The organism is Bacillus sp. LNXM65, assembly GCF_002998575.1.
Taxonomy (GTDB): domain Bacteria; phylum Bacillota; class Bacilli; order Bacillales; family Bacillaceae; genus Bacillus.
This window is the reverse complement of sequence record NZ_PVRB01000002.1, coordinates 137713-162642: the sequence shown is the minus strand read 5'-3', so window position 1 is coordinate 162642 and position 24930 is coordinate 137713. Positions and strand designations below refer to the sequence as shown.

The window sequence follows — 24930 nt, the reverse complement described above, 5'->3', positions numbered from 1 at the left end:
TACATCACTGGTAGACCGCTTTTTTGTTTATTTTCCTAAAACTAACTCATGCAGGACATGTGCTACTCCTGCTTCATTATTGGATTTTGTCACAACATCCGCTACTGCTTTGACATCATCAATGGCATTTCCCATGGCAACGCCGCAGCCCGCAAATTCCAGCATCGATACGTCGTTCCCATTGTCACCAATGGCCATGACCTCTTCACGAGCAATTCCCAGCTCTTTCGCTAGAAGCTTCACGGCGTTTCCTTTGCTGACTTCAGGATGCAGGATTTCAAGGAAGAAATCTGTGCTTTTCACCATCATGTACTTGTCTTTTACTTCAGATGGAATGGCTTGTATCGTCTTTTCCAACCGTTCTGGCTGATCAATATACATCATCTTCGGAAGTCTCATTGAAGGATCTGCCTCTTCAACAGGTAAATATTTAAGCGGCAGCTTTGTTAAATAAGATTCAAGTACTGTGTATTCACTAATATCACGATTCGGTGTGTACAAATGAGCGGAATCGAAATAATGCATCGGTGTATCGAGCTCACGGCTCAGCTCATATAAAGAAGTCAAATCATCATAGGATAATGTCAGTTCTGACACCACTCCATTTGTATGGCTGTTTTGGACAAGCGCCCCATTGTAGGCAATCACATAGTCTCCTTCTTGATTGAGCTGAAGATCATCTAGATAGCGATTCACTCCACCAATAGGTCGTCCTGTACATAATACAATCTTAACTCCCTCTGCCTTCGCCTGTTGAATGGCCTCAAACACCTCAGCTGGCACCATATGTTGATCATTTAATAACGTACCATCCATATCAATTGCAACTAATTTATACATTCACTGGTCCCCTTTTCTCAGCAAAAAACGTGCTGTCACTATTTTGAGCCATCATCTATATGATGACAGGTTATATCATTACTATTTACCTATTTTAGCCTATCGTTTTTTCATCACGCTGTCTACTTGTTCTCACCTGTAACAAAATTGTCATCTGCCTACTCTATTATATCGTATTCTATTCATCCTGCTTTAAACAGAGTTTGTGCCCTTTTCCAATGAGAAAATGAAAACAAATGTTCACGACTGAACATTTTGAAACTAGCAAATCTAATTGTATGATGGATAGCAAAGAAAGGAGGTGCAGGGAATGATTACGTTTACTAGAGGTAAATTGTCAAAACTGTCTGGTGTGCATATTGAAACCATTCGTTTTTACGAAAATGAGGGTGTGCTCCCCGAACCAAAGAGAGCACATAACGGCTATCGTTTATATGATAAAAAATATGTACTCATGCTTTCCTTTATCACAGAAGCAAGAAAGCTAGATTTCTCACTCAAAGAAATTCGCGAAATTATCAAATCACTATTTGAAAAACAATCAAAAACAGAAGCTGAACAGCTGCTCGAACAAAAAGTTGAGGATATTCAACACTCCATTCAAGAGTTAAAAAAGAGGAAGGCTGCCATTCAATTGTTAACAAAACAAACATTAGCGAACATCAGCTAATTGTAAGGGCTGCCAAAGATGTGCCGGTGTTTGCCACTGGCGCCCCTCTCCGCCCAGGCCTCAAGTGCACGTGCAATTCAAATATCAGTTATACTAGAGACAGCTTTACTTGATATCAAACGAGTGGAAGGGGTTTTGAGTAGAATGAACATTGCAACCATTGGAACAGGTGTGATTGTGGAAAGCTTCTTGCAAGCGATTGAACAGCTTGAAGGCGCTTCTTGTCATGCCGTCTATTCAAGAAAGGAAGCAACGGCAAAGAAGCTCGCAGACCAATTTGGTGTGAAAACAACTTATACGGACTTAACGGCTATGCTAGAAGATCCGAACATTGAAGCCGTTTATATTGCATCACCGAATCGTTTACATAGCGAGCATGCCGCAGCTGCATTGGAACACGGAAAACATGTGATTTGCGAAAAGCCTTTCACCTCTAATGTCAAAGAGCTGGAAGCCTTAATCGCACTCGCAAAGGAAAAGCAGCTTCTCTTATTTGAAGCCATTACGACCGTTCATATGCCAAACTATCATTTGATTAAAAAGCACCTTCATCAATTAGGTAAAATCAAACTGGTTCAATGCAACTATAGTCAATATTCAAGCAAATATAATCAGCTGCTAGCCGGCGAAACGCCAAATGTCTTTAACCCTGAATTCTCCGGAGGAGCGTTGATGGATATTAATATCTATAATGTCCATTTCATCATGAACCTCTTCGGATCACCAGAACAGGTCCGCTACCAGGCAAACCGTCACCCAAATGGCATCGATACATCTGGTGTTTTGACTTTCACCTACAATGATTTCATTGCGACAAGTGTCGGCAGTAAGGATACAAGCAGCATGAATTTTGCATTGATTCAAGGAGAAAAAGGCTTCATTCATGTGAAAAATGGGGTGAATGGCTGCGAGGAAGTGTTACTTCATGTGAATGATCAGGTGACCTCACTCAATGCACAAACAAATTCAAACCGCCTGTTTTATGAAACAGAAGCTTTTCAGCACATCATTGAAACAAAAAATTATGAACAGTGCTATGCATGGCTTGATGAAAGTCTCTCCGTAATGAAAGTCCTTGAAGCTGCAAGAAAAGATGCAGGTATTGTTTTCCCAGCAGATCAATTTTAATCAAAAAAACCGCCTTCTATGCGAGAGGGCGGTTTTTGGCGATTAAATACTCTTTGAATAGGCCACAAGGCGCTGAGACATGTGGTTCACTTCATCGACTGAAGCATTTACTTGCTCTGTTAAAGCAGCCTGTGTTTGTGTAAGAGCTGTCATGTTCGAGATATTTTCAAGAATTTCATCAATTTGTGTTTTCATTTCTGTTAAACTAGATTCGATATTCTCCGTTGCATTGGCACTATGAAGCGCCAGCTTACGCACTTCATCTGCAACGACTGAGAATCCTCTTCCTTGCTCACCAGCTCTCGCTGCCTCGATCGCAGCATTTAAACCAAGCAGGTTCGTTTGGTTCGCTACTTCTTTGATCAAGTCAGAAATATTTTTCGTCTCATCTGCACTATTTTTTGCTAGATTGGCAGCAGATGTTGACTGCTCTTGTGCGACAGCAAGCTCTTGCGCTTGGTTTGTCACAGAGCTGATGCCGGATACCATCTCGCTGATCGAACTTGAAAGCTGTTCTACTTGTGAAGCCATTTCATTCGCTGTTTTCTCTTTGTTTTTCTCTAACGTGATGTCACGAATGGTTCCAGCCACACGAAGAGGAACACCTTTTTCATCACGAATGGTTTCACCACCTGCATGATACCAGCGATACTCGCCATTTTTGCTCTGCAATCTGTAATCAATGTCAAATGGTGTGCGTCCAGAGTGATCATTTAAATGATCTGCAAAAGCTTGGAGAGCCTTTTCTTGATCCTCAGGATGCAGGCGATCGCTCCAGCTGCTTAACACGTTCGGGAAATCCTTTTCATCCGTAAAACCAAGCGTTTTTCTGAACTGCGGGGACCACCAGAACTCGTTATTCGGATTGACTGGATCGCCGGCCTCTACGACCATGTCCCAAGGAGCTTCCACAAGCGCACGGTTGATCAAGTCATATCTCGTCACGAATGCTTGCAGCTCGGCTTCTTTCAATTTCTGATCATGAATATCAAAAAGAGCTCCCGCTACACGAAGAGGGACACCATTTCGATCACGAATGGTCGTGCCAGTTGCTTTGAACCAGCGATAATCTCCGTTTTTCAACTTCAAGCGATATTCGATATCATATGGTGTATGTCCCGAATGATCCAATAAATGCGAAGAGAATGCATTTAAGGTATATTCTTGTTCATCCGGATGGATTCGAGATGCCCAGCTGTCTAAAACATTTGGAAAATCGTGCTCATTTTGAAAGCCGATCATTTTGCGGAAATCATCCGTCCATGTGAACTCATTTTTTGGATTGACCGGATCTCCAGCGACAACGATCATATCCCATAAACCAACTTGAATGGCTTTTGTCACTAAATTCATCCGCATTTGAATATCTTCATTTACTTCCTGCATCTTTTGCAAAGCTTCATTTATTTGGGCTACTGCTTCAATCGTTTGACTTGAAGAGAATGCAGCAGTATCTATTCTTGCTGAAAGGTCTCCCTTCTCAATTCGTTCTACTAATCGACTGCTTTCATTTAAAAGGGTTCCCGCTGACGAATCATTTGCTTTTCTCATAAACATCTTTCATAACTCCTTTCACTTCTTCATACATTTTTGAAATATTTTACAGTTATAAACAATTCTTTATTAGGACTTTAGTATTACAAAAGATATATCGACAAAAACTGAAAATTGTTTATGTCAGAATGAAGGCAAATGTTCATTTTTTCTCGAAGTTTCAGATTTTGGTGATGGGTCGTGGAAAGAATTTATGGAAAAAAACGGCTCATTTGAAAGAAACAACCGCCTTTTTTGTCTGAAAAATCTCTTTTTTTATATTGACACTGACGTCCCGAAAAAAGAAAATGGAACATAAGCATTTTTAAAAAAGGAGAACGTCATGAGCGCGAATCAGGAACAACAAGAATTAAAAAAGCTTTTATCACCGCGTCACATTCGCATGATTGCATTGGGCGGGGTCATTGGTACAGGAATTTTTAAAGGAAGTGCCGATACAATCGGTTTAGCAGGTCCTGGGGTCATCTTTTCCTATGTATTTGCCGGATTATTATTGCTCATCGTGATGGCAGCCTTAGCTGAAATGGCGATTGTCTATCCGGGAAATAACCTTCGCGACCTGATACAGATTGCGCTTGGTCAACGTTTTTCATTTGTCGTCGGCTGGGTTTACTGTTTCATGTGGCTCACTGTGTGTGTCATTGAGATTATCGCGGCAGGCAGCTTGCTTCAATACTGGATGCCGAACGTGCCGCTATGGTCACTATGTTTACTCTGCTCACTCTTAGTCATCGGAATTAACTTAAATAATGTAAAATACTTTGGTGAAATTGAGTTTTGGTTCGCTGGAATGAAGATTTTCGTTATTATTGTGTTTATTATTCTTGGTGCAGCCCTATTATTTGGGATCATTCCGAACGAACAAAGCACACCTGCACTCACCAACTATCAAAACTTCGTCCCGAACGGATGGGGTGCGATCTTTGCATCTTTATTAGTCGTTATCTTCTCTTACGGGGGCTCTGAATTGATCGGGCTGACCATTACAGAAACAAAGGATGCAGAGAAGGTCTTGCCTGGTGTTGTTAAAAGTATGATGTGGCGTATTATCTTATTTTACACTTTGCCGATTTTGATCATCTGCGGACTCATTCCTTGGAATCAAATTGATCCAAATAACAGCCCATTTGTTCAAGTCTTTTCAGCAGCCGGTATGCAAGGCGCCTCTCACTTCATTAATTTTGTATTGATTACAGCCGTTTTATCTGCGGCCAATTCTGGCATTTATGGAACGACGAGAATGATGCATTCTCTCTCTAAATCAGATGGCGGTCCGAAAAGGCTGGCACAGGTCAATAAAAGAGGCGTACCCATTTTGAGTTTATGGGTGACCGTTCTATTTCTTCTCATCGGAGCATTCTTTGCTTACTTATATCCTGAGCAAATTTTCAGTTATATGCTGGCTATTCCTGGTTTTGCTGTTTCACTCATTTGGATTAGCATTTGCATGGCACATCTGAAACTTCGCCCGAAATATCCACAGGAGCCGTATTTTAAGGTGTGGCTGTTTCCGTATTTGACTTTATTTGCAGGTCTTGTACTAAGTGTGAGTTTTGTGATGTTTCTATTCAGACAAGAAAACTTGCCTAGCTCGATTATCAGCATCGGTTTCTTAGTTGCAGCCATCATTGCTTCATTCTTAATGAAAAAGAAGGCTTAAACGCTAAAACCCGCCATTGAGGCGGGTTTTTTCATGAGCTGCTGGCTTCTGTCACTTCAAAATCAATCGACGCTTTTGAGATACCGTTGATGATAATCGATAAAGTATGGGTTCCCTCATAATGTTTTCTCGTCGTCATATTTTGAAAAGACTGTGACCTGACGAATTCTCTATGTAACGCTGAGCCTGTTTCAAACTCTGTAATTTTAAATACCTTCTGATTGCGGGTCCCCCGAGCTTTGACGTAGTCTATGGCATACTCTACACGCAGCTTTAGCGGCTTATCGGCCTGAAGTGTAAAATGAAAAGTCATTTTCTCACCGATCCGAATAGGGTCTTGTACTATCTTCAAATCCGTTACCTGAACGGATGGATCGTCTCCATAGCCAAACAAAGCCATGATATCTGGGTCTCCTTTTTTGAGTAAAGTACGGGATGCATGTTTGACAATCCAGTTCGTATGTTTGTTAGTTCCATACCAGTTTTGAACTGTCTGCTTCATCAGATCAGGCTGAATTGCTGAGATATCATTTAGATGGTTCGCTACACTTTTTTGCACATACCGCGCCGAGTCAGACTTCAAATTTTCTAAAATCGGCAGTGTGACCGAAGGATTTTTTTTAAGCGAAGGAACAGATAAGCCCCATGGCAGACGCGGTCTGCAGCCTTCACTAGCAAGCCTCCGTATATGCTCATTTTGATCCTGAGACCATACGAGCATTTGCGCCAGCATTTTGTCTTGATCTTGAATCAGAAATGGCCGAACGGCAAATTCAGAAGTGGAAAAAGGCGTGAAGAATTCGAGCGCCTTGATCGAGAGATCCCAATGTGCAAGGCCATATGTCTCGACATAGTCTGGAAATACGAGCGCACTAAGCCCTGAAAAATGCGGCGCTGCCTGACGCAGTACCTCAATTGCCTGCTTATAATCCTCAGGCAGACAGGCATGCATCGATTCAGTGACTCTTCTCATCCGTCCTTTTAACTCAAGCTGCTGCCAATCCTCTTGAAGCACGAGCCGCTGGAATTGCTCAGCATCAAATACAGTCGAAGCCTGTACAAGTTTCTCCGCTAATTCTTGAATAAATAATTCATGGTACACATGTTTTAATGGTTCGATCGTGTCCGCCTCCCACATCTCAATATCATTATTTTACCCCAATCTGAAGAAAGTGGTATCACAACAAGCAAAAACAGCCCAATTCCAAAGAACCAGGCTGTTGTTCGCTATATAAACATATTAATGATCATAATAAATGCAATAGCACTAACGGAAATGATCGTCTCCATAGCCGTCCATGTCAAAAACGTCTCTTTAATGGTCATACCAAAATACTCCTTGATCAGCCAGAAACCAGAGTCATTGACGTGAGATAAAATTAACGAACCCGCTCCTGTGGCTAACACAAGCAGCTCTCTGCTCACATCCGGCATAGTTGCAGCAATTGGGGCTACAATACCTGCTGCCGTCATCATAGAGACCGTCGCAGATCCTGTTGCTACACGAATCACCGCAGCAATTAGCCAGCTTAGCAAAATCGGTGAAATCGGCGAGTGTTTGGCTAAATCCGCAATATAATCACCAACGCCCGAATCAATGAGCACATTATTGAAAGCCCCGCCTGCTCCAATGACAAGCAAAATGGAAGCGATTGGTCCTAAGCACTCGTTGCTAAATGAAAGCACTCGGTCACGGCTCATTCCTTGCATAAAGCCAAGACTGAAGAAAGAATACACCGTTGCAATCAGCAGTGCTGTAATTGGATCCCCGATGTACTTGAATACCTGAAACCACATATTGTCCTCTGGTAAGATAATGTCCGCCAATGTGGCAAGAAGCATCAGAATCACCGGCACCAATATGGTAAACATCGTATTCGCAAAGCCGGGGAGCCTTCGATCTTCATTTCGTTCAGTGAATTGCTTTCTCAGCATCTCCGGAACTGGTTTATGTATCCGTTTTCCAATCCACTTACCATACAGCGGTCCAGCAATAATCGCTGTCGGCAATCCGACAATTATAGAAAAGAAAATGGTTTTCCCCACGTTGGCATGATAGATGCCAACGGCTGCCATTGCCGCTGGATGAGGCGGCACTAGTCCATGCACGACAGACAAGCCAGCAATTAACGAGAGCCCAATTGTCACGAGCGAGATGCCTGTTTCAATAGCAATTGTAAAAAGTAAAGGAATGAGAAGAACGAAACCGACCTGGAAAAAGACAGGTATCCCCACGATAAAGGCAACAAACATCATTGCCCAATGCACATTTTTCGTCCCAAACCGGCCGATTAAAGTTTGAGCTATCCGCTCTGCTCCCCCTGATTCAGCCATCATTTTCCCAAGCATTGTACCAAGCGCTAGAACAATTGCCAGCAATGATAACGTATTGCCTAATCCCGTTTTAATCGATTGAATGATTTCCTGCAAATCCATTCCAGTAGCAAAGCCCACTAGCATCGAAGTAATAATTAAACTCACAAATGGATTCAACTTAGCGATTGTAATGAGAATGAGTAAAAGGACAATCGCCGCAATCACGATGAATAAAAGCATGTTCTCCCACCTTTTCCCTGATGTTTAACGATTTTGTTTTAATTGCAGCGCACTAATGACATCAAATTCATCCTTCAGTTTATCGTAGAGACGCTCATATAAATAAAATAGCTCTATGTAAGTTTCATTGTTCTTCATATTAGGTTCATGACGGGCAGAAATTCGAATCCACTCTTGAACCTCTTCTATCTCTTCCATATGACCTAAACTATGAAGTGCGAGGACAGCCGCCCCAAGTGCTGACGCTTCATAACTTTCTGGAACAAGTACTTCTCTGCCCATCGTATCCGCTAAAATTTGCCGCCACAACGGAGATCGTGCAAATCCGCCCGAAGCTCTGACATCCTTTGCAGAACCGGTTAAATCTCTTAAGGCAACACCAATCGAGAAAACACTCATAATGACGCCTTCTAACACAGCTCTAATAAAATGCTCCCGCTTATGCTGAAGACCGATCCCAAAGAAGGTGCCTCTCGCATTTGGATTCCAATAAGGTGCACGCTCACCCGATAAAAATGGCAGAAACAGCAGTCCCTCTGAGCCTGCTGGAATCTTTTCCGCAATATCCATCATTAAATCGTAAGGGTCCACACCAAGGCGCTTTGCTACCTCCACCTCTGAAGATCCAAATTCATCCTTCAGCCATCTCAGCATGATCCCTCCATTATTGGTCGGTCCTCCCACAACCCAATGTTTATCTGTCAGCGCATAGCAGAACGTTCTTGATTGCTCATCTGTGATTGGTTTGTCTACAACCGTACGGACCGCACCGCTTGTCCCAATCGTAACAGCCACCTCTCCTTTTCCAATCGCGCCAACACCTAAATTCGCTAGAACGCCATCATTCGCACCAATCACAAATGGTGTATCTTCTTTAATGCCCATGCGCAGTGCAATCTCAGGCTGAAGTCCTCTCAGCTGATACGTCGTTGGGACAAGTTCAGACAGTTGACTGGCTTCAATTCCAGCAATACGAAGCGCCTGTTCATCCCATTGAAGCGTTTCCAAATGGAACAGACCTGTTGCTGAAGCGATTGAATAATCGACGACATACTGACCGAAGAAATGATAAAGAATATATTCTTTGATAGAAATAAATTTCGCTGCCTTCTTGAAGAGATCAGGTGCCATTTCCTTGATCCAACGTATTTTTGAAAGCGGTGACATTGGATGGATCGGTGTACCTGTCCTTTTATAAATGTGGAAGCCATCCATATCTGATAAGATTCGTTTCGCTTGTTCTGCACTTCTGTTATCTGCCCAAATGATACTGTTCGTTAACGCCTTGCCATCCTCATCCATCACAATTAAGGAATGCATCGCAGTACTAATCCCGATGCCGATGAGATTTGCTACATCAAATGCTGCTGTCGTCAATGCACCTCTTACACTCGCAATGACGGCTTCTAATATCTTTTCAGGGTCCTGCTCAACCCATGCTGGCTGGGGCTGAATGAGATCATAAGGTACTGAATGCTTCGTTATTACTTTCCCCTGTGGTCCAAACAGAACCGCCTTTGTACTTGTTGTTCCAATATCCAAACCAATTACCGCCTGGTTTCCCTTCATCTGTATCACGCCCAATCATTGATTTGAAATCAGATATGAAGTTTTTGATATACCTGTTAAATCCCATTATAAAAATAATTTTTTCGACATTCAACGACCGAAAAGAAAATTATTTTCATCCAAAAGCTCACAATCGTTACCATAGCAGCATTTTTCATCATCAGAAAAATTTATTTTTGGAATCATTACACCCTTTTTTGTGATATGGTTTCTCGCATTTGCTTTAAATTTGTTATTGTTTCCTGCTGCCTTAAGTGAGCAAGTGCAAAATATAGAACGTCAATGACAGTCAGCTGAGCAAGTCTTGCAGACATCGCTTCTGTTCGAAAAGCCGTTTCTTGCGTCGCTGTATACAACGTGACATCTGCAAGCTGACTCAATGGAGAGCGCTGATAGCTTGTAATGCCGATGGTTTTGGCTCCTTTTCCCTTTGCTGTTTTCATCGCATCGAGTAAATCTTTATTACGTCCAGAATGAGATATACCGATCACTGTACTGTGCTGGTCAAGGAGACCAGCAGACATCGCTTGAAAGTGAGAATCTGTGTGAACAATACAGTTGATACCTGTCCTCATAAATTTATGAAAAGCGTCTGTTGCAATGAGTCCAGACCCACCACTCCCATAAAACTCTAAGCGTTTCGCTTCATGTATGATTTGTATGGCCTTTTCTACATCCTCTGGATTCAACAATTGAAAGCTATCCTTTAAAGCGGATATATTCGCCTGAAAAACCTTTTGCATAAAAATCGCTGTATCATCATCAAGACTCATTTCTTCATCTACATAATTAGGCTTTGTTTGGTCTATTTCCTGGGCAATAGCAATCTTCAAATCTTGAAAGCCCTCAAATCCAAGCCTTTTACAAAGACGAAAAATCGTTGCCTCTGAGCTCGCTGTCTTTTTCGCAAGCTCGACAATAGACAAATGGATGATGTCGCGGGGCTCACTCGTAATATGTTCTGCAATTCCTTTCAGCTTTGGCGGCAATCCCCTGCTTGCTGCTCGTATTTTTTCAATACTACTTAAATTAACAGAAGCCAATTGACTTCACTCCTCCCCTATTCTTGTTAGCGCATACATTTCCTCATGTTCCCATCTTATAAAAAAGAAGCCTGTTTGCACAGACTTCTCTTTTTATGAATTCATCGTTTTAATCAATTAATCAAAAAAGATTTACTCAAAACTTTATAATATACACTTTTAGCTCAACAATCTACCACATTATTTTCAACTTCATTTTCTATATTTCTTTCCAAAAATCTTAAGCATTTTACCCTTATTTCTTCTAAACTATCACTTAATTCATGTGGTATTAAACTTTCTACATCTTCAAGTTCTGTTCCCAAATGAAGTATATTTATCAGTTCTTCATTTATCCCTTTCTTTTTTAAAACATCGATTGTTCGTGGACTGAACATGAGCTTTTCCGCTTCTTCTATAGTGATTAAACCTTCTTTTAGCGATATGATTATACCAATGATATTTATAACAATAATCCTATCTAAATCTTCATGTGAAGAATATCTTAGTTCTATTTTATTCATAAATCATTTCACACTCCAACCTTTTTTAACTTTCACATCATACACCAAACCAGATTTACTTTGAAAATAATGCACAGAAACCTTTTTTCCGTCTTTATAGCCATCTTTATATACTTTTTTCCAAGTCCCTCCTTCAATCTGTTTTAACTCCGATAACAATTTTTTATTATTTACTGTAACTTTTTTAGTCTACAAAAATAGTACGGATGACAAGACCCCATACAGCATCGGCTCCTTTATAACCAATTTGTACACTTTTGTCATTTGAAGAAGCCTCTCGATTAATATGGAATGTTACAGACGGTGAGAATAACGATACAATTAAAGTAAAAATAATTAGAAAAGGAAAATGATATATTTGAATGACATAACAAAATATTCACTATAATCTAATCATATAGCGCAAGGAAAACTTCACCTAACCTTCCGATATATAAGTGTCTTTTAAACTCATTTTTTTATAAACCTTATCTGTATGATTCTTATGAATCTTTTCCCCGTCTCACTCGTATATACTAAAAGAGTGATTGATTTGAAAGGAGATCTGTTTGTGGGATATATTTTGTTATTTTCGGTTGTGATCGGTCTGATTTTGACCCTTTTGCTCACACCGCTCAGATTGTTCGTTAGAAAGAAAGGAACAGAACAGCAGGTTCCGCTTATGTGGATTGCAGGCCTTGCTTTGCTGTTCATGGTCGGTATTTTTGTTTTCTATTACATCACCAATTTAGATCGCAACCCTTCATCCCTATGGTTGATTGGACTTGTTGTGACAGCAGCAGGTGCCTTTTTGTCAGTTGGATTGGAGCGTAAGATCAAAGGCGTGCTGTTTCTTATTCTATTACTGCTCGGTGTTTATATGGCGACAGCTTTTCTATTCAATGCGAATGAAAAATTCGATGTCTCCAAAATGGAACAAAAAGTGGAAATCAAAGCGTTTGATGAGACGGAAACACCTGCAAGTGTACCGCCTCAATTCGCTCGGAACAAAATGAAGAAATCGTTTGGACAGGTTCCAAACACAAGCTACTATGAGCTTGGCAGCCTGCAAATCCAGAAGGTCAACGGTGAGTATGTGTACATCGCCCCAGTGGAATTCTCGGACTTCTTTAAATGGATTCGTTCGGGCAGTACGCCGGGTTACTTTACATTAAGTGCGACCGACTCATCTGCTAATCCAAAGTTTGTAAAAACAGAGATGGTTTATACGCCTTCCTCTTATTTCAACAAAGAAATTGAGCGGCATATCCGGCTTCAGTACCCTGATTTGATTTTCTACGGCGACACCCAGCTGGAAATCAATGATGATGGTAAGCCTTATTACATTCGCACGTATGGCGATTTTATCTCTGCCCGAAACGGCTTTAAAGCTTCAGGCGTAGTCGTTGTTGATGCCAAAACAGGCGCAACGAAGAAATATGCTCTAGATCAAGTACCTGCTTTTATTGATGGTGCTGTTTCACCAGAATCGGTCAGTCTGCAAAACAGTTATTTCGGAAACTATATTCACGGGTTCTGGAACAGTATGTTTGGAAAATCAGATGTGAAGCTGCCTTCAGATGAAGGAACAGAAGCCAATGTAAGTCCAGTGTTTGATTCAAAAGGAGATATGTATTACTTCACAGATTTCACAAGTCCGAAAGAGGGCGTTGATTCGATGCTTGGGTATGCCCTGACAAATGCCCGGACAGGAAAAGCCACTTATTATACCGGTAATCTTGAAGAGTCCTACATGGATTCTCAAGGTGCTCTGCAAATTATTGAAAAACGATTCATCGAGAAGAAATGGAAAGGGCGCATGCCCATTCTCTATAATTTCTATGGAGAAGCCAGCTGGCTCACACCGGTTCTCGATTCAAATGGATTCCTGCAAAACTACTTTATCGTTTCTGCAGCCAATCCTGAAATCGCTGCGTACGCTTCAACACCAAACGAAGCATTGAGAGCCTATAAGACAGCTCTTCAAAAAGGCGGCGGCACCGTCAACAGTTCATCTAAGCAGGAAAAGAAAGAAGCTACAGGAAAAGTCAAACGAGTCTATAAAGAAAAGACCGGTGATTATACAACCGTCACCTTCCTGCTAGACGATGGGAAAAGCTACACCATGTCATCTGAAAAAGAACCTCTTGTCATTTATTTAAAAGAAGGCGATCAGGTCACCATGAAATACACAGATACAGGTGAAATCTTCCTTCCAGTTGATGAAATCAAAATCAAAGGGTTATAAAAAAAGACAAGACGTTTCTCCTACTGAGGAGAAGCGTCTTTTCTCTCTTTCCTTAACAATTCAACGAGCAATTCTTTATTTTTATTTCCCCCTGTCATTGGTGACTCGACATAGGAGAATTTTCGTTTGAAATCCATTCCTCTCACAGAAATGACAGCCAATTCACCGCCAATGCTGCCTCGCTGGAGGACATATTTAGATAAAACGGAAAGCCCCATTCCGTGGATCACAGCTTCTTTAATCGCTTGATTGCTGCTAAATGTCACAAAGGTCCGTGCTTTCAGTCCATTTGATTTCAGGACGTGCTGTAAGTATTCTCCGGTACCTGATCCCTCTTCTCTCGTGATCCATGTTTCGTTCTGCAGTTGATCAATCGTGACATCCTTTTTCTTAGCAAAGGGGTGATCTAATGGCGCCACGATATAGAGCTCGTCTTCTAGAAAAGTTTCGACAGTTAGTTCTTTGTCATTGGTCTGTCCTTCGATTAAACCGATGTCGACATGGAATAAGCGGACATGTCTGGCGATCGCCTCTGTGTTATCAATGACCACCTCAATATCAACATGCGGATAGAGCTGATGAAACTCTGCCAATATTTGCGGCAGCACGTACTCTCCAATGGTGAAACTCGCCCCGATTGTCAGCTTCCCTCTTGCCAGATGATGATGCTCATAAATATCCTGCTTCGCCTGTTCATATAAACGAATGATTTGTTTTGATCGATGGTACAGCATATCCCCAGTTGGTGTAACCGTTAATTGCTTTGGCGAACGATTCAGCAGAACGGTCTGGAATTCCTGCTCCAAGTTCTTAATATGAAGACTGACACTCGGCTGAGAAATCCGCAGCTTTTGGGCTGCTTTTGTAAAGTTTTTCTCTTCCACAACTGTCACAAATGTCTTCAGTGCATCGTAATACATCGGTCCCTCTCCTATCAGAAATATTAATCCAAAACCTTTCATATATATATCTTACTAATTCCTTCCCAGTGCGTAAAGAAGCGCTTAACTGAAAACAATTTAATAAAAATATTTACTAATTTTTTTAAAGACTCTATACTAGGAGGAGATATTTTCTATAGGAGGTGCTGATTTGGCAGCTAAAATAAAGGACATTGCTGAAAAAGCTGGATTATCCATAGCGACTGTATCTCGCGTACTAAACCAAGACCCCAACCTATCTGTCACGGATCAAACACGCGAAAAAGTATACGCCGCCGCAGAAGCTTTGTCCTATCAAAAGAAAACATTCAAACATTCATTAAAAAAAATCGCCTTTCTCTATTGGATGACCGAAAAGGAAGAGCTTGAAGATATTTATTTCAAATCCATTCGTCTGGGCATTGAGGAACTGACCAATACTCGGAGTTTAAATGTCACCGCTTACAATCCATCTGATGGGCTTCATTCCATTGATCCTTCTACAGAAGGGATCATCGCCATCGGCCGATTTAAAACGTCAGAGCTTGATCAATTATATGCAATCACCCAGCATATCGTTTTTATTGATACGTCACCGGATGAAGACCGTTTTGATTCTGTAAAGCCAAATCTGAAACGAATTGTTGAAAAGATCATCGATTCTTTTATTGAAAAAAAACACACATCCATTGGATTCATTGGCGGCACAGACCTTGACCTGAATACGAATGTGCATATTCCTGATATTCGCGAAACGACTTTCCGTGAATATATGATGGCTCACAATGTCCTTGATGAGCGATTGGTCTATGTCGGTCATCATTTCTCAGTAGATGAAGGGTATTCGCTGATGATGAAGGCAATTGATGAGCTTGGTGATGATCTGCCCACCGCTTTTTGTGTCGCTAGTGATCCTCTTGCCATCGGCTGCTTACAAGCATTAAACGAGCGCGGATTTTCTCTGCCGAACCGCGTGAGCGTCTTTAGTATCAACGATATTCATGTGTCTCAATATGTGTCACCACCGCTCACCACGTATCATATCCACACGTCTTTACTTTGTGAAACAGCTGTCGATTTACTGTTAGAAAGACTTGTGGACGGCAGAACATTACCTAAAACTGTTCTGATTGCTTCAGAACCTGTCTTTCGAAAAAGTACGATATAAACAACTAGAAGCCCCGTCCAATGTGGAGGGCTTCTTTTCTCTCTATATGAGTAAAAAATTTTACTTAATAAATTTAATAAAATATGTTTACTTTTTTTACTTAAGTTGATATTCTCACATTAAGAAAGCGTTTTCTTATCATCTGTGAAAATAGAACGAGAGGGGGATTACCAATGGAAAAGGGAAAATGGGCGACATTATTAGCAGTCGTTGGTACTGCTGTGCTTCTGCTTTCAGCTTGCGGACCGGGAGATGACAATTCAAGCGGTACACAGCCGGCATCTACAGGTACAAAGACCTTGCTAGTGTGGGAGGATGTCAAAAAGTCTGATGGGCTTCAAGACGCTGTAAAAGAATTCGAAAAACAACATGATGTGAAAATCAAAGTGGTCGAAAAAGCTTATGCCGACCAAGTTGAAGCTCTCCGTCTAGATGGTGCAGCCGGGACAGGTCCAGACGTCATCACGATGCCTCACGATCAAATTGGATCAGCTGTCACTGAGGGGCTATTACAGGAAATCAAACCAGATCAAAAAGTGATTGACTCCTTCACAGACGAATCGATTCAATCACAAACGGTAAACGGCAAGCTGTATGGCCTTCCTAAATCCGTTGAAACGACGGTGCTTTTCTATAACAAAGATCTTGTCAAAAAGGCACCAACGACACTTGATGGCTGGTATGATCTTTCGAAAAAACTGACAAAAGACGGGAAATACGGTTTTGTTGCAAAATGGGATGAAATTTACTATGCACAAAGTGTGTTAGGCGGATCAGGGGGCTATATTTTCAAGCAGAAAAGCGACGGCTCTTATGATGTCAATGATATTGGTCTGAACAACGATGGCGCCATCCAAGGCGGAGAATACATTCAAAAATTCTTTAGCGAAGGGCTTTTCCCGAAAGGCATCATTGGTGAACAAGGAATCAATGTCCTCAACTCCTTATTCACAGAGAAAAAGGCGGCAGCTGTCATTTCTGGTCCATGGTCATTTGGTCCATATAAAGAGGCGGGTATTGACTATGGCGTGGCCGAGCTGCCAACACTCCCTAACGGAAAACATATGAGCTCCTTCTTAGGTGTAAAGAGCTACAACGTCTCCTCTTATTCTAAAAATAAAGAACTTGCTGAGAAATTTGTTGAGTTTATCACGAACGAAAAAAATTCGAAGAAGCGCTTTGAATTGACAGAGGAAATTCCACCAGTGAAAAAACTGATGAAAGATCCAATCATTACGGAAAACGCTAATGCGGATGCTGTTTCAAAACAAACGAAATATGCCACGCTGACACCGAACAATCCTGAAATGGCAGAAGTGTGGAAGCCGATTGATAGTGCATTAGGTCTCATTGCAACTGGTCGTACAGATGTGAAAAAGGCATTTGATGATGCGGTCAATCAAATCGACTCTCAAATTAAAGCAAATCACTCCAAATAACCATCAAATGCGGGTAGTCTATCAAGCTGCCCGTAGTTGATCTAATTTCATATGAAGTAGGTGTTAGACGTGACGGGTAACCTTGAACTAGACCGCACACACACAGTGGAATCAAAGACACACCGGAGACGGGCGCTAATGTTCTCCTTTATACCCGGGATGGGGCAGATATACAACAAACAATACGGCAAAGGGGCACTCTTTTTCCTGTTTGGCGTCTCTTTTTTGATTGTATTTTATGATTTATTCAATATTGGCTTTTGGGGACTGTTCACACTGGGGACGATGCTGCCTCGTGACAACTCTGTTTTTCTTTTAGCAAAGGGGATTATTGCGCTGTTAACAGCTGGTTTTGGTATCGGCTTTTATGTACTCATGATGCGTGATGCTTTTATGAATGGAAAGAAACGGGATCAAGGGGTACCACTTCATTCCATCCGTGCTCAATATCATCAGCTCATCGATCAAGGCTTCCCTTACTTAATGAGCACTCCTGCTTTCTTTTTACTTCTATTTTCTGTTGTCTTTCCTATTATGTTCAGCTTTGCGCTTGCCTTTACGAACTATGATTTATACCACTCGCCTCCTGCCAATCTGATCGACTGGGTAGGAATCAAGAACTTTCAAAATATCTTTTCCATTGATATTTGGAGAGACACCTTCATTGATGTACTTGGCTGGACCGTCGTATGGACTTTGGCTGCGTCGACCCTTCAATGTGCCCTCGGCATCTTTTTAGCGGTTCTGCTCAATCAGAAGGATTTAAAGGGAAAACGGTTTTTTAGAACCATTTTGATTCTCCCTTGGGCTGTTCCGGGCTTTGTGACCATTTTGGTGTTTGCTGGACTGTTCAATGATACCTTTGGTGCCATTAACAATACACTTTTTGCATCGATAGGGATTGATCCAAAACCATGGCTGACAGATCCATTTTGGAGCAAAATTGCCCTTATTGCGATGCAGACTTGGCTTGGATTTCCTTTTGTTTTCATTATGACAACAGGCGTTTTGCAGGCGATTCCCGAGGATTTATATGAGGCTGCGACCATCGATGGAGCCAATTTTTTTCAGAAATTCCGGTCCATCACGTTACCGCTTGTTCTCTATTCCATTGCACCCATCCTTATCACACAATATACGTTTAACTTTAACAACTTTAATATTATCTACTTATTTAATGGCGGGGGACCGCCTGTTGCGGGGTCAACCGCTGGAGGAACGGACATCTTGGTTTCTTGGATTTATAAACTTACGATGCAGTCCTCTCAATATGCACTCGCTGCGGCTGTCACGATTTTACTTTCAATCTTTGTCATCGCCATTGCACTCTGGCAGTTTAAGAGAACGAATTCATTCAAAGAGGAGGACATGATGTGATATGGGATCAAAACAAAACAAGCTCATTCGCCTGAGCATTACTTATTTTATCCTTTTCATTGCCTCCATTTGTATTCTATATCCACTGCTTTGGACAATCGGTGCTTCCTTTAATCCTGGAAACAGCCTCATGAGTACAAGTATGTTTCCGAAGAATCCAACGTTCAGCCACTTTACCGAGCTCTTTTTCGGTCAGGGGGCACTTTATGCAAAATGGTATTGGAATTCCATGAAGATCAGTATTGCGACTATGCTCTTAACGTTAATTCTTGTCAGTTTTACAGGCTATGCCTTTTCCAGATTCCGTTTCAAAGGACGGAAAAATGGGCTGATGCTCTTTTTGCTGCTGCAAATGATTCCGCAATTTTCAGCGCTGATTGCGATTTTTGTTTTGGCTCAAATGCTTGGACTGATTAACAGCCACCTTGCACTGATTTTGATTTATGCAGGCGGGCAAATTCCGATGAATACGTATTTAATGAAAGGCTATCTTGATGCGATTCCGAAGGATCTCGATGAATCAGCCAGAATGGACGGCGCAGGGCATTTCCGGATTTTCATCCAAATTATTATGCCGCTTGCTAAGCCGATTTTGGCGGTTGTTGCCATCAACTCTTTTACAGGACCACTGGGTGATTTCATCATCTCCAGTGTCATTGTCCGCTCACCCGAAATGTATACGCTCCCGATCGGTCTGTACAATCTTGTGTCAGACAAAATGGGGGCCAGCTACACGACCTTTGCAGCCGGGGCTTTACTCATTGCGATTCCAGTCGCTTTATTGTTTCTTGTTTTACAAAAACAATTTGTATCCGGCCTCACACAAGGCGGGACAAAAGGATAAGGGGAGATTTGATGAAAAAGTGGATGCTCGTCACGGTTGTCGTTTTCTTTTTTATGGGGTTAGGTATTTTGCCTGAAGCAAAAGCCGATACGATTTCTGTTCAGCCGATCAATGGACTGCAAGGTGATTTCATCAAAGGAGCCGATATCTCTATGCTTGCAGAAGTAGAGAGAAGCGGCGGCAGATACTTCGACCAGAACGGAAAACAGGTGGACCCGCTCAAGCTATTAAAGGAAAAAGGCGTCAACTATGTGCGCATTAGACTGTGGAACAATCCATACGACAACCAAGGCCGTGCCTATAACGGCGGGACAAATGATTTAAACACAGCCATCGCTCTATCGAAACGTGCAAAAGCACAAAATATGAAAGTGCTGCTTGATTTTCACTACAGTGATTTCTGGACTGATCCTGGTAAACAGTTCAAACCGAAAGTGTGGGCATCTCTTTCACAAAACGATTTAGTAAAAGCGGTCGGCACTTACACAGGGGATGTACTCAAAGCGATGAGAGCACAAAATGCCCTTCCGAACATGGTTCAGGTTGGGAATGAACTGAACTCAGGCATGCTGTGGCCAAATGGAAAGAGCTGGGGTGAAGGCGGCGGGGAATTTGACCGGCTCGCCGCTTTGCTAAAGGCTGGCACAAATGCTGTCCGCTCTGTCGATTCTAACATCAAAATCATGCTTCACCTTGCACACGGAGGGGACAATGGTGCGTCCCGCTGGTGGTTTGATGAAATCACAAAACGAGCCGTCTCATTCGATACGATCGGTCTATCTTATTACCCGTATTGGGACGGTGGATTTAATGGTCTGACGTCTAATATGAATGATATTAGTGCCCGCTATCACAAAGACGTGATTGTTGTGGAAACCGCCTATGGGTTTACGACAGCAAATGGCGACAACCTAGAGAATTCATTTAATCAAGACTCTGTCAAAACAGCCGGCTACCCGGCTTCACCTCAAGGTCAGGCATCTTTTATACGAGATCTATCAGAGAAAATTTCACAAGTAAAAAACAATCGCGGAAAAGGGTTCTTTTATTGGGAGCCGCTTTGGATTCCAGCGAAAGGCGCTCCGTGGTCTAGTCAATACGGGCTGGCTTATATCCAAACAACCGGTACAGTCGGAAATGCTTGGGAAAATCAAGCGATGTTTGATTTCAACGGAAAAGCACTGCCTTCTCTTGATGTATTTAAACAAATGACACCGTAATTAAAAGGATAGGACGTGACAAAATGGGAAAGCGTTACCCACTCCTTCACCCAAATGTGAAAGGCTTTTTGCATGGTGGCGATTATAATCCAGATCAATGGCTCCATATGCCGGAGATCATTGACAAAGATTTTCGATTAATGAAGCTTGCACACTGTCAAACATTCTCCATCAACATTTTCGCATGGAGTAAGCTAGAGCCAAAAGAAGGGCAGTATGATTTTGCATGGCTGGATGACATCATGGACCGCTTGGCAGCTCAGGGGGCTCACGCCATTCTCGCAACGCCAAGCGGGGCAAGACCTGCTTGGCTGTCACAAGCATATCCAGAGGTATTGCGCGTCGAAGCGAACCGTCAGCGTAATTTACATGGACTGCGCCATAATCATTGCTTCACCTCACCGGTTTATCGAGAAAAAACGAATACACTCAACCGGCTGCTGGCTGAACGCTACAAGGATCATCCAGCACTGATTATGTGGCACATTTCGAATGAGTACGGCGGCGAATGTCATTGTGATCTTTGCCAGGAAGCATTTCGGGACTATTTGAAAGACAAATACAATCATGACCTTGAAGTTTTGAATCAAGCATGGTGGACGGGTTTTTGGAGCCACACGTATAGTGACTGGTCACAAATCGAATCACCTGCACCGCACGGGGAGCACATGATTCACGGGATGAACCTAGACTGGAAGCGCTTTGTCACAGCGCAAACGATCAATTTTTATCAAAATGAAATTGAACCGCTGCGGGAATTAACGCCTCATATCCCAGTGACCACCAACTTTATGGGCGACTACCCGCATATGCGCCCATTCCTTGGGCTGGATTATCATCAATTTGCAAAAGAGGTCGACGTGATTTCATGGGATAGCTATCCAGCATGGCATAGCGGCAGGGAAACAACCTCCGAATTAGCGTCAAACGTCGCCTTCGTTCACGATTTATATCGTTCATTAAAGGACGGTCAGCCATTTCTCGTTATGGAGAGTACACCGAGCCTTGTGAACTGGCATGAAGTGAATAAGGTCAAACACAAAGGAATGGCACACCTTTCTGCCATACAGGCGATTGCCCACGGATCAGACTCCGTGCTTTACTTCCAGTGGCGCCAAGGCCGAGGTGCCTCCGAGAAATTCCATGGCGCCGTAGTCGATCATTCTGGACATGAACATACGCGCGTGTTTCAAGAAGTCGCTGATCTAGGAAAACAATTGGAGCAGCTGCAACCCATTGCGGGCACGTCCGTACAACCAGAAGTCGCCATCATATACGATTGGGAAAACCACTGGGCCATTGATGATGCGCAAGGCTTAAATAATACAAACAAACGCTATGTAGAGGCTTGTCAAACTCACTATCGAAGCTTTTGGAAAAAAGGCATCCCTGTTGACATTGTCGGCATGGAGAAGGATTTCTCATCCTATCGTGTGCTGGTTGCTCCAATGCTCTACATGATCAAACCAGGCGTCGCAGAAAAAATCGAAGCCTTTGTCAAAAAGGGCGGTATTTTTATCGCGACATATTGGAGCGGCATGGTCGACGAAAATGACCTATGTTTCCTCGGTGGTTTCCCCGGCCCTCTCCGTCATGTACTTGGCATATGGGCTGAGGAAATCAACACATTGATGCCAGATGAACATGTGTTAATAACCACAGGGAATGGACGCACCTACCATGTCGGGCAATATTGCGAATCCATTCATCCTGAAACGGCTTCTGTGTTAGGGCATTTTGAGAATGGCTGCTATGAAGGACAGCCAGCCCTGACTGTCCATCCTTTTGGAGATGGAAAAGCATACTATATGGCTTCCGAAAATGAGCAGATTTTTTATGATGAGTTTTACGAGGATCTCATCGCAGGAATGGGTATACAGCCCGTCCTATCATCTGTGATTCCAGAGGGAGTTAGTGTACAAAAACGAACAGATGGGTCGCAGGACTATGTATTTATGATGAATTTTACAGAAGAGCTGCAGAACATATCACTAGATTCAGCGGAAAGCTATGAAAATATGCTGACTGAAGAGCAGGTGCCAGACCAGCTTCAGCTTGACCCTTACGAGTACGTCATCTTGAAAAAATAATTTGAAAGAAGCGTTCATTCATTGAACGCTTCTTTTATTTTAATGATTCTAAATACCTATATAAATATACTCGCTTGTAGAAATCCCCTTGAATCGTTATATTTTATCTAAATTTTTTGACATGTTTGATACCGCGCCGTGAATGGATTAACCATCCTTTTTTACCATTGTATAGGTATGAAAGCGGTTGCCTAATACTCATATTTTTGATACCCTTTTTTTCAATGCAGATATGGGACTGCATTGTCATAAAAAGAGCAAGAAAATGTAAATGGTTTATTGTAGGGGGAGGGACTTATGTTAACGTTTGTTGGATTATTGATTATTTTAACGATTGTTGTATTGCTGATTTGGGGGAAAGCAAGTCCAATTGTTGCCATGGTCATGGTGCCTTTAATCGGGGCATTCATCGCAGGATTTGGAATCAATGACATTCAATCTTTCTTTGAAGAGGGGATTATCAAAGTACTGCCAGTGGCGACCATGTTCATCTTCGCCATTTTATTTTTTGGTATTTTACAAGATACAGGGTTCTTTGAACCTGTAATAAAAACACTGATTAAACTGACAAAGGGAAATGTTGTCACGGTTGCGATGGGAACAGCTCTAATAGGAGTCATCGCTCATTTAGACGGAGCAGGAGCGACTACATTTTTATTAACTGTACCTGCACTGCTTCCACTTTATAAAAAATTACATATGAGTCCGTACTTATTGCTGTTATTGATCGGAACAAGTGCCGGCTTAACGAATATGGTGCCGTGGGCTGGCCCCACAGGACGGGCAGCGAGTGTCCTTAATATGGACCCATCTGAACTTTGGGTGCCGCTCATTCCCATTCAGCTCATTGGGGTCGTTCTCGTATTAGGAATGGCATTTATTTTAGGAAAAAGAGAAGAAAAACGCATTCGGGTCAAAATCGCCGCAAATGAAATCGCTGCTGTTCAATTAGAAGGCGCAGATTGGGACCGGGCTATTCAATCCATTAGCGAGACAGGTGACGCCGCTTTAAAACGTTATCACTTGATGTGGGTGAATTTCATTCTGTTTATAGCCGTAGTTGTCCTTCTTGTGCTCAACGTGATTCCGGCTAGTTATATGTTTATGATTGGTCTTTCTCTCGCACTATTAATTAACTATCCGAAAGTGGATGTACAAATGGAGAGAATCAAGGCGCATGCACCTAGTGCACTCATGATGGCTGCCGTTATTTTCTCCGCAGGTTCATTTTTAGGAATTCTCGAAGGAACGGGCATGCTAAAAGCCATTGCTGTGGACAGCATTCAGATTCTACCTGCTTTCCTGCTTCCATTTTTACATATCATTGTTGGGATGTTTGGGGTACCGCTGGATATGCTGACAAGCACAGACGCCTATTATTATGCTCTACTTCCAATTGTCGAATCGATTACATCTGAGGTTGGCGTGTCGGGCACTTCCGCTGCGTATGCCATGATGATTGGAAACATCATCGGAACCTTTGTCAGTCCACTCGCTCCAGCCGTTTGGCTTGCGATAGGTCTTGCGGGAGTCGATATGGGGAAACATATCCGCTACTCCTTCTTTTGGATGTGGGGATTCAGTATTATCCTTCTGTTCGTGGCGTTGCTGATCGGTATCATTTAAAAAAAGAAAGACATGCGTACAACGACGCATGTCTTTTTCTTTGTATTTATGAAGGATATTCACTCGTGTGAATGTCTGTTTTCGGCTTTCTAATAAGAGACATCAATCCAATGATAAACAATAGAACCATTGGAGCAAATGCAAGACCGACTGTTCCAATTAAAAGAGTCACAGCAGACACCAAGAAAAGAATACCTGAAAGCACGGCACGGCGGTCTGTTTTCAAGAAAATCACACCGACAATCGATAGCACAGCCGCAATTGCGGAAACGACCATGAACTGCGTACCAAATGCATTGACAGAAGCTTGAAGCGTTTCAATCGGCAATGTTTCTCCTTCCTCTTGTAACACTTCATTGATTTCATCATAAAATGATGGACCTAAGGAGAGAATTAATGCTCCAAATCCAACACCAATGGCATTGAGGACAATACTAATAATCCCCATAATTTTTTCACCTTTACGTCTAATCATGTGTAAACCTCCTAAAAAGTT

The 24930-nt window shown here is 42.2% G+C and carries 20 protein-coding genes; 11 read left to right on the top strand and 9 right to left on the bottom strand.

All coding sequences use genetic code 11. The features are described 5' to 3' along the window. Positions 1–27: 27 nt before the first annotated feature. Positions 28–840 carry a sugar-phosphatase gene (gene yidA, locus C6Y03_RS04365; RefSeq protein WP_106030694.1) on the bottom strand — a complete coding sequence of 271 codons (813 nt, stop codon included), beginning with the start codon at positions 838–840 and terminating at the stop codon, positions 28–30. 310 nt (positions 841–1150) lie between these two features. Between yidA and C6Y03_RS04360 the strand changes: the two genes are divergently transcribed. Both C6Y03_RS04360 and C6Y03_RS04355 read left to right on the top strand, forming a co-directional pair. After that, the gene (locus C6Y03_RS04360; RefSeq protein ID WP_060597621.1) at positions 1151–1510 is read left to right on the top strand and encodes a MerR family transcriptional regulator; all 360 of its coding nucleotides are present in this window, start codon (positions 1151–1153) and stop codon (positions 1508–1510) included. Between the two features lie 144 nt (positions 1511–1654). Next, positions 1655–2638, top strand: coding sequence for a Gfo/Idh/MocA family protein (locus C6Y03_RS04355; RefSeq protein WP_106030695.1), 984 nt, complete (start codon positions 1655–1657; stop codon positions 2636–2638). 42 nt (positions 2639–2680) lie between these two features. Here the strand turns inward: C6Y03_RS04355 and C6Y03_RS04350 are convergent, their stop codons facing one another. Then, a complete protein-coding gene (locus tag C6Y03_RS04350) occupies positions 2681–4195 on the bottom strand; it encodes a methyl-accepting chemotaxis protein (RefSeq protein WP_106030696.1) in 1515 nt (504 codons plus the stop codon). A gap of 319 nt (positions 4196–4514) precedes the next feature. On the opposite strand from C6Y03_RS04350, the gene C6Y03_RS04345 reads away from it, so the two are divergent. Continuing rightward, on the top strand, positions 4515–5852 hold the full coding sequence (locus C6Y03_RS04345) for an amino acid permease (protein ID WP_106038901.1): 1338 nt from the start codon (positions 4515–4517) through the stop codon (positions 5850–5852). A gap of 31 nt (positions 5853–5883) precedes the next feature. Here C6Y03_RS04345 and C6Y03_RS04340 read toward each other — a convergent pair whose 3' ends face one another. From C6Y03_RS04340 to C6Y03_RS04320, 5 genes are all read right to left on the bottom strand, one after another. Continuing rightward, positions 5884–6990, bottom strand: coding sequence for a DNA alkylation repair protein (locus C6Y03_RS04340; RefSeq protein WP_106038900.1), 1107 nt, complete (start codon positions 6988–6990; stop codon positions 5884–5886). A gap of 89 nt (positions 6991–7079) precedes the next feature. Then, complete coding sequence (locus tag C6Y03_RS04335) at positions 7080–8408, bottom strand: GntP family permease (RefSeq protein WP_106030698.1); 1329 nt, start codon at positions 8406–8408, stop codon at positions 7080–7082. A gap of 24 nt (positions 8409–8432) precedes the next feature. Further along, complete coding sequence (gene gntK, locus C6Y03_RS04330) at positions 8433–9977, bottom strand: gluconokinase (protein WP_060597626.1); 1545 nt, start codon at positions 9975–9977, stop codon at positions 8433–8435. A gap of 185 nt (positions 9978–10162) precedes the next feature. Continuing rightward, entirely contained in the window at positions 10163–11020 is an 858-nt protein-coding gene (locus C6Y03_RS04325) for a MurR/RpiR family transcriptional regulator (RefSeq protein WP_106030699.1), read from the bottom strand. Positions 11021–11184: 164 nt separating this feature from the next. After that, positions 11185–11523 carry a DUF3969 family protein gene (locus tag C6Y03_RS04320; protein WP_045210169.1) on the bottom strand — a complete coding sequence of 113 codons (339 nt, stop codon included), beginning with the start codon at positions 11521–11523 and terminating at the stop codon, positions 11185–11187. 550 nt (positions 11524–12073) lie between these two features. Between C6Y03_RS04320 and C6Y03_RS04315 the strand changes: the two genes are divergently transcribed. Then, positions 12074–13750 (top strand): hypothetical protein, encoded by a 1677-nt coding sequence (locus tag C6Y03_RS04315; protein WP_106038899.1) that lies wholly within the window; start codon positions 12074–12076, stop codon positions 13748–13750. A 20-nt stretch (positions 13751–13770) separates the two neighbouring features. Here the strand turns inward: C6Y03_RS04315 and C6Y03_RS04310 are convergent, their stop codons facing one another. After that, positions 13771–14670, bottom strand: coding sequence for a LysR family transcriptional regulator (locus C6Y03_RS04310; RefSeq protein ID WP_034660520.1), 900 nt, complete (start codon positions 14668–14670; stop codon positions 13771–13773). A 172-nt stretch (positions 14671–14842) separates the two neighbouring features. Between C6Y03_RS04310 and C6Y03_RS04305 the strand changes: the two genes are divergently transcribed. The 7 genes from C6Y03_RS04305 to C6Y03_RS04275 all read left to right on the top strand — a co-directional run bounded on the left by C6Y03_RS04305 (position 14843) and on the right by C6Y03_RS04275 (position 24434). After that, positions 14843–15838, top strand: coding sequence for a LacI family DNA-binding transcriptional regulator (locus C6Y03_RS04305; protein ID WP_106038898.1), 996 nt, complete (start codon positions 14843–14845; stop codon positions 15836–15838). Between the two features lie 173 nt (positions 15839–16011). Beyond that, on the top strand, positions 16012–17277 hold the full coding sequence (gene ganS / locus C6Y03_RS04300) for a galactooligosaccharide ABC transporter substrate-binding protein GanS (RefSeq protein ID WP_106038897.1): 1266 nt from the start codon (positions 16012–16014) through the stop codon (positions 17275–17277). 138 nt (positions 17278–17415) lie between these two features. Next, positions 17416–18654 (top strand): carbohydrate ABC transporter permease, encoded by a 1239-nt coding sequence (locus tag C6Y03_RS04295; protein ID WP_003214698.1) that lies wholly within the window; start codon positions 17416–17418, stop codon positions 18652–18654. Between the two features lies 1 nt (position 18655). Beyond that, entirely contained in the window at positions 18656–19498 is an 843-nt protein-coding gene (locus C6Y03_RS04290) for a sugar ABC transporter permease (RefSeq protein WP_012011808.1), read from the top strand. 11 nt (positions 19499–19509) lie between these two features. Next, positions 19510–20718: a glycoside hydrolase family 53 protein gene (locus tag C6Y03_RS04285; protein ID WP_106038896.1), complete on the top strand. Its 1209-nt coding sequence runs from the start codon at positions 19510–19512 to the stop codon at positions 20716–20718. A gap of 23 nt (positions 20719–20741) precedes the next feature. Further along, the gene (locus C6Y03_RS04280) at positions 20742–22808 is read left to right on the top strand and encodes a beta-galactosidase (protein WP_106038895.1); all 2067 of its coding nucleotides are present in this window, start codon (positions 20742–20744) and stop codon (positions 22806–22808) included. A 297-nt stretch (positions 22809–23105) separates the two neighbouring features. Then, the gene (locus C6Y03_RS04275) at positions 23106–24434 is read left to right on the top strand and encodes a CitMHS family transporter (protein WP_106038894.1); all 1329 of its coding nucleotides are present in this window, start codon (positions 23106–23108) and stop codon (positions 24432–24434) included. A 46-nt stretch (positions 24435–24480) separates the two neighbouring features. On the opposite strand, the gene C6Y03_RS04270 is transcribed toward C6Y03_RS04275, so the two are convergent. After that, on the bottom strand, positions 24481–24909 hold the full coding sequence (locus tag C6Y03_RS04270) for a DUF4064 domain-containing protein (RefSeq protein WP_106038893.1): 429 nt from the start codon (positions 24907–24909) through the stop codon (positions 24481–24483). Positions 24910–24930: the final 21 nt, after the last annotated feature.

What these genes read in the sequence shown, in the direction of transcription:
- yidA (WP_106030694.1), bottom strand. Translation starts at nt 840, where the DNA reads ATGTATAAATTAGTTGCAATTGATATGGATGGTACGTTATTAAATGAT.
- C6Y03_RS04360 (WP_060597621.1), top strand. Translation starts at nt 1,151, where the DNA reads ATGATTACGTTTACTAGAGGTAAATTGTCAAAACTGTCTGGTGTGCAT.
- C6Y03_RS04355 (WP_106030695.1), top strand. Translation starts at nt 1,655, where the DNA reads ATGAACATTGCAACCATTGGAACAGGTGTGATTGTGGAAAGCTTCTTG.
- C6Y03_RS04350 (WP_106030696.1), bottom strand. Translation starts at nt 4,195, where the DNA reads ATGTTTATGAGAAAAGCAAATGATTCGTCAGCGGGAACCCTTTTAAAT.
- C6Y03_RS04345 (WP_106038901.1), top strand. Translation starts at nt 4,515, where the DNA reads ATGAGCGCGAATCAGGAACAACAAGAATTAAAAAAGCTTTTATCACCG.
- C6Y03_RS04340 (WP_106038900.1), bottom strand. Translation starts at nt 6,990, where the DNA reads ATGTGGGAGGCGGACACGATCGAACCATTAAAACATGTGTACCATGAA.
- C6Y03_RS04335 (WP_106030698.1), bottom strand. Translation starts at nt 8,408, where the DNA reads ATGCTTTTATTCATCGTGATTGCGGCGATTGTCCTTTTACTCATTCTC.
- gntK (WP_060597626.1), bottom strand. Translation starts at nt 9,977, where the DNA reads ATGAAGGGAAACCAGGCGGTAATTGGTTTGGATATTGGAACAACAAGT.
- C6Y03_RS04320 (WP_045210169.1), bottom strand. Translation starts at nt 11,523, where the DNA reads ATGAATAAAATAGAACTAAGATATTCTTCACATGAAGATTTAGATAGG.
- C6Y03_RS04310 (WP_034660520.1), bottom strand. Translation starts at nt 14,670, where the DNA reads ATGTATTACGATGCACTGAAGACATTTGTGACAGTTGTGGAAGAGAAA.
- ganS (WP_106038897.1), top strand. Translation starts at nt 16,012, where the DNA reads ATGGAAAAGGGAAAATGGGCGACATTATTAGCAGTCGTTGGTACTGCT.
- C6Y03_RS04295 (WP_003214698.1), top strand. Translation starts at nt 17,416, where the DNA reads ATGTTCTCCTTTATACCCGGGATGGGGCAGATATACAACAAACAATAC.
- C6Y03_RS04290 (WP_012011808.1), top strand. Translation starts at nt 18,656, where the DNA reads ATGGGATCAAAACAAAACAAGCTCATTCGCCTGAGCATTACTTATTTT.
- C6Y03_RS04285 (WP_106038896.1), top strand. Translation starts at nt 19,510, where the DNA reads ATGAAAAAGTGGATGCTCGTCACGGTTGTCGTTTTCTTTTTTATGGGG.
- C6Y03_RS04280 (WP_106038895.1), top strand. Translation starts at nt 20,742, where the DNA reads ATGGGAAAGCGTTACCCACTCCTTCACCCAAATGTGAAAGGCTTTTTG.
- C6Y03_RS04275 (WP_106038894.1), top strand. Translation starts at nt 23,106, where the DNA reads ATGTTAACGTTTGTTGGATTATTGATTATTTTAACGATTGTTGTATTG.
- C6Y03_RS04270 (WP_106038893.1), bottom strand. Translation starts at nt 24,909, where the DNA reads ATGATTAGACGTAAAGGTGAAAAAATTATGGGGATTATTAGTATTGTC.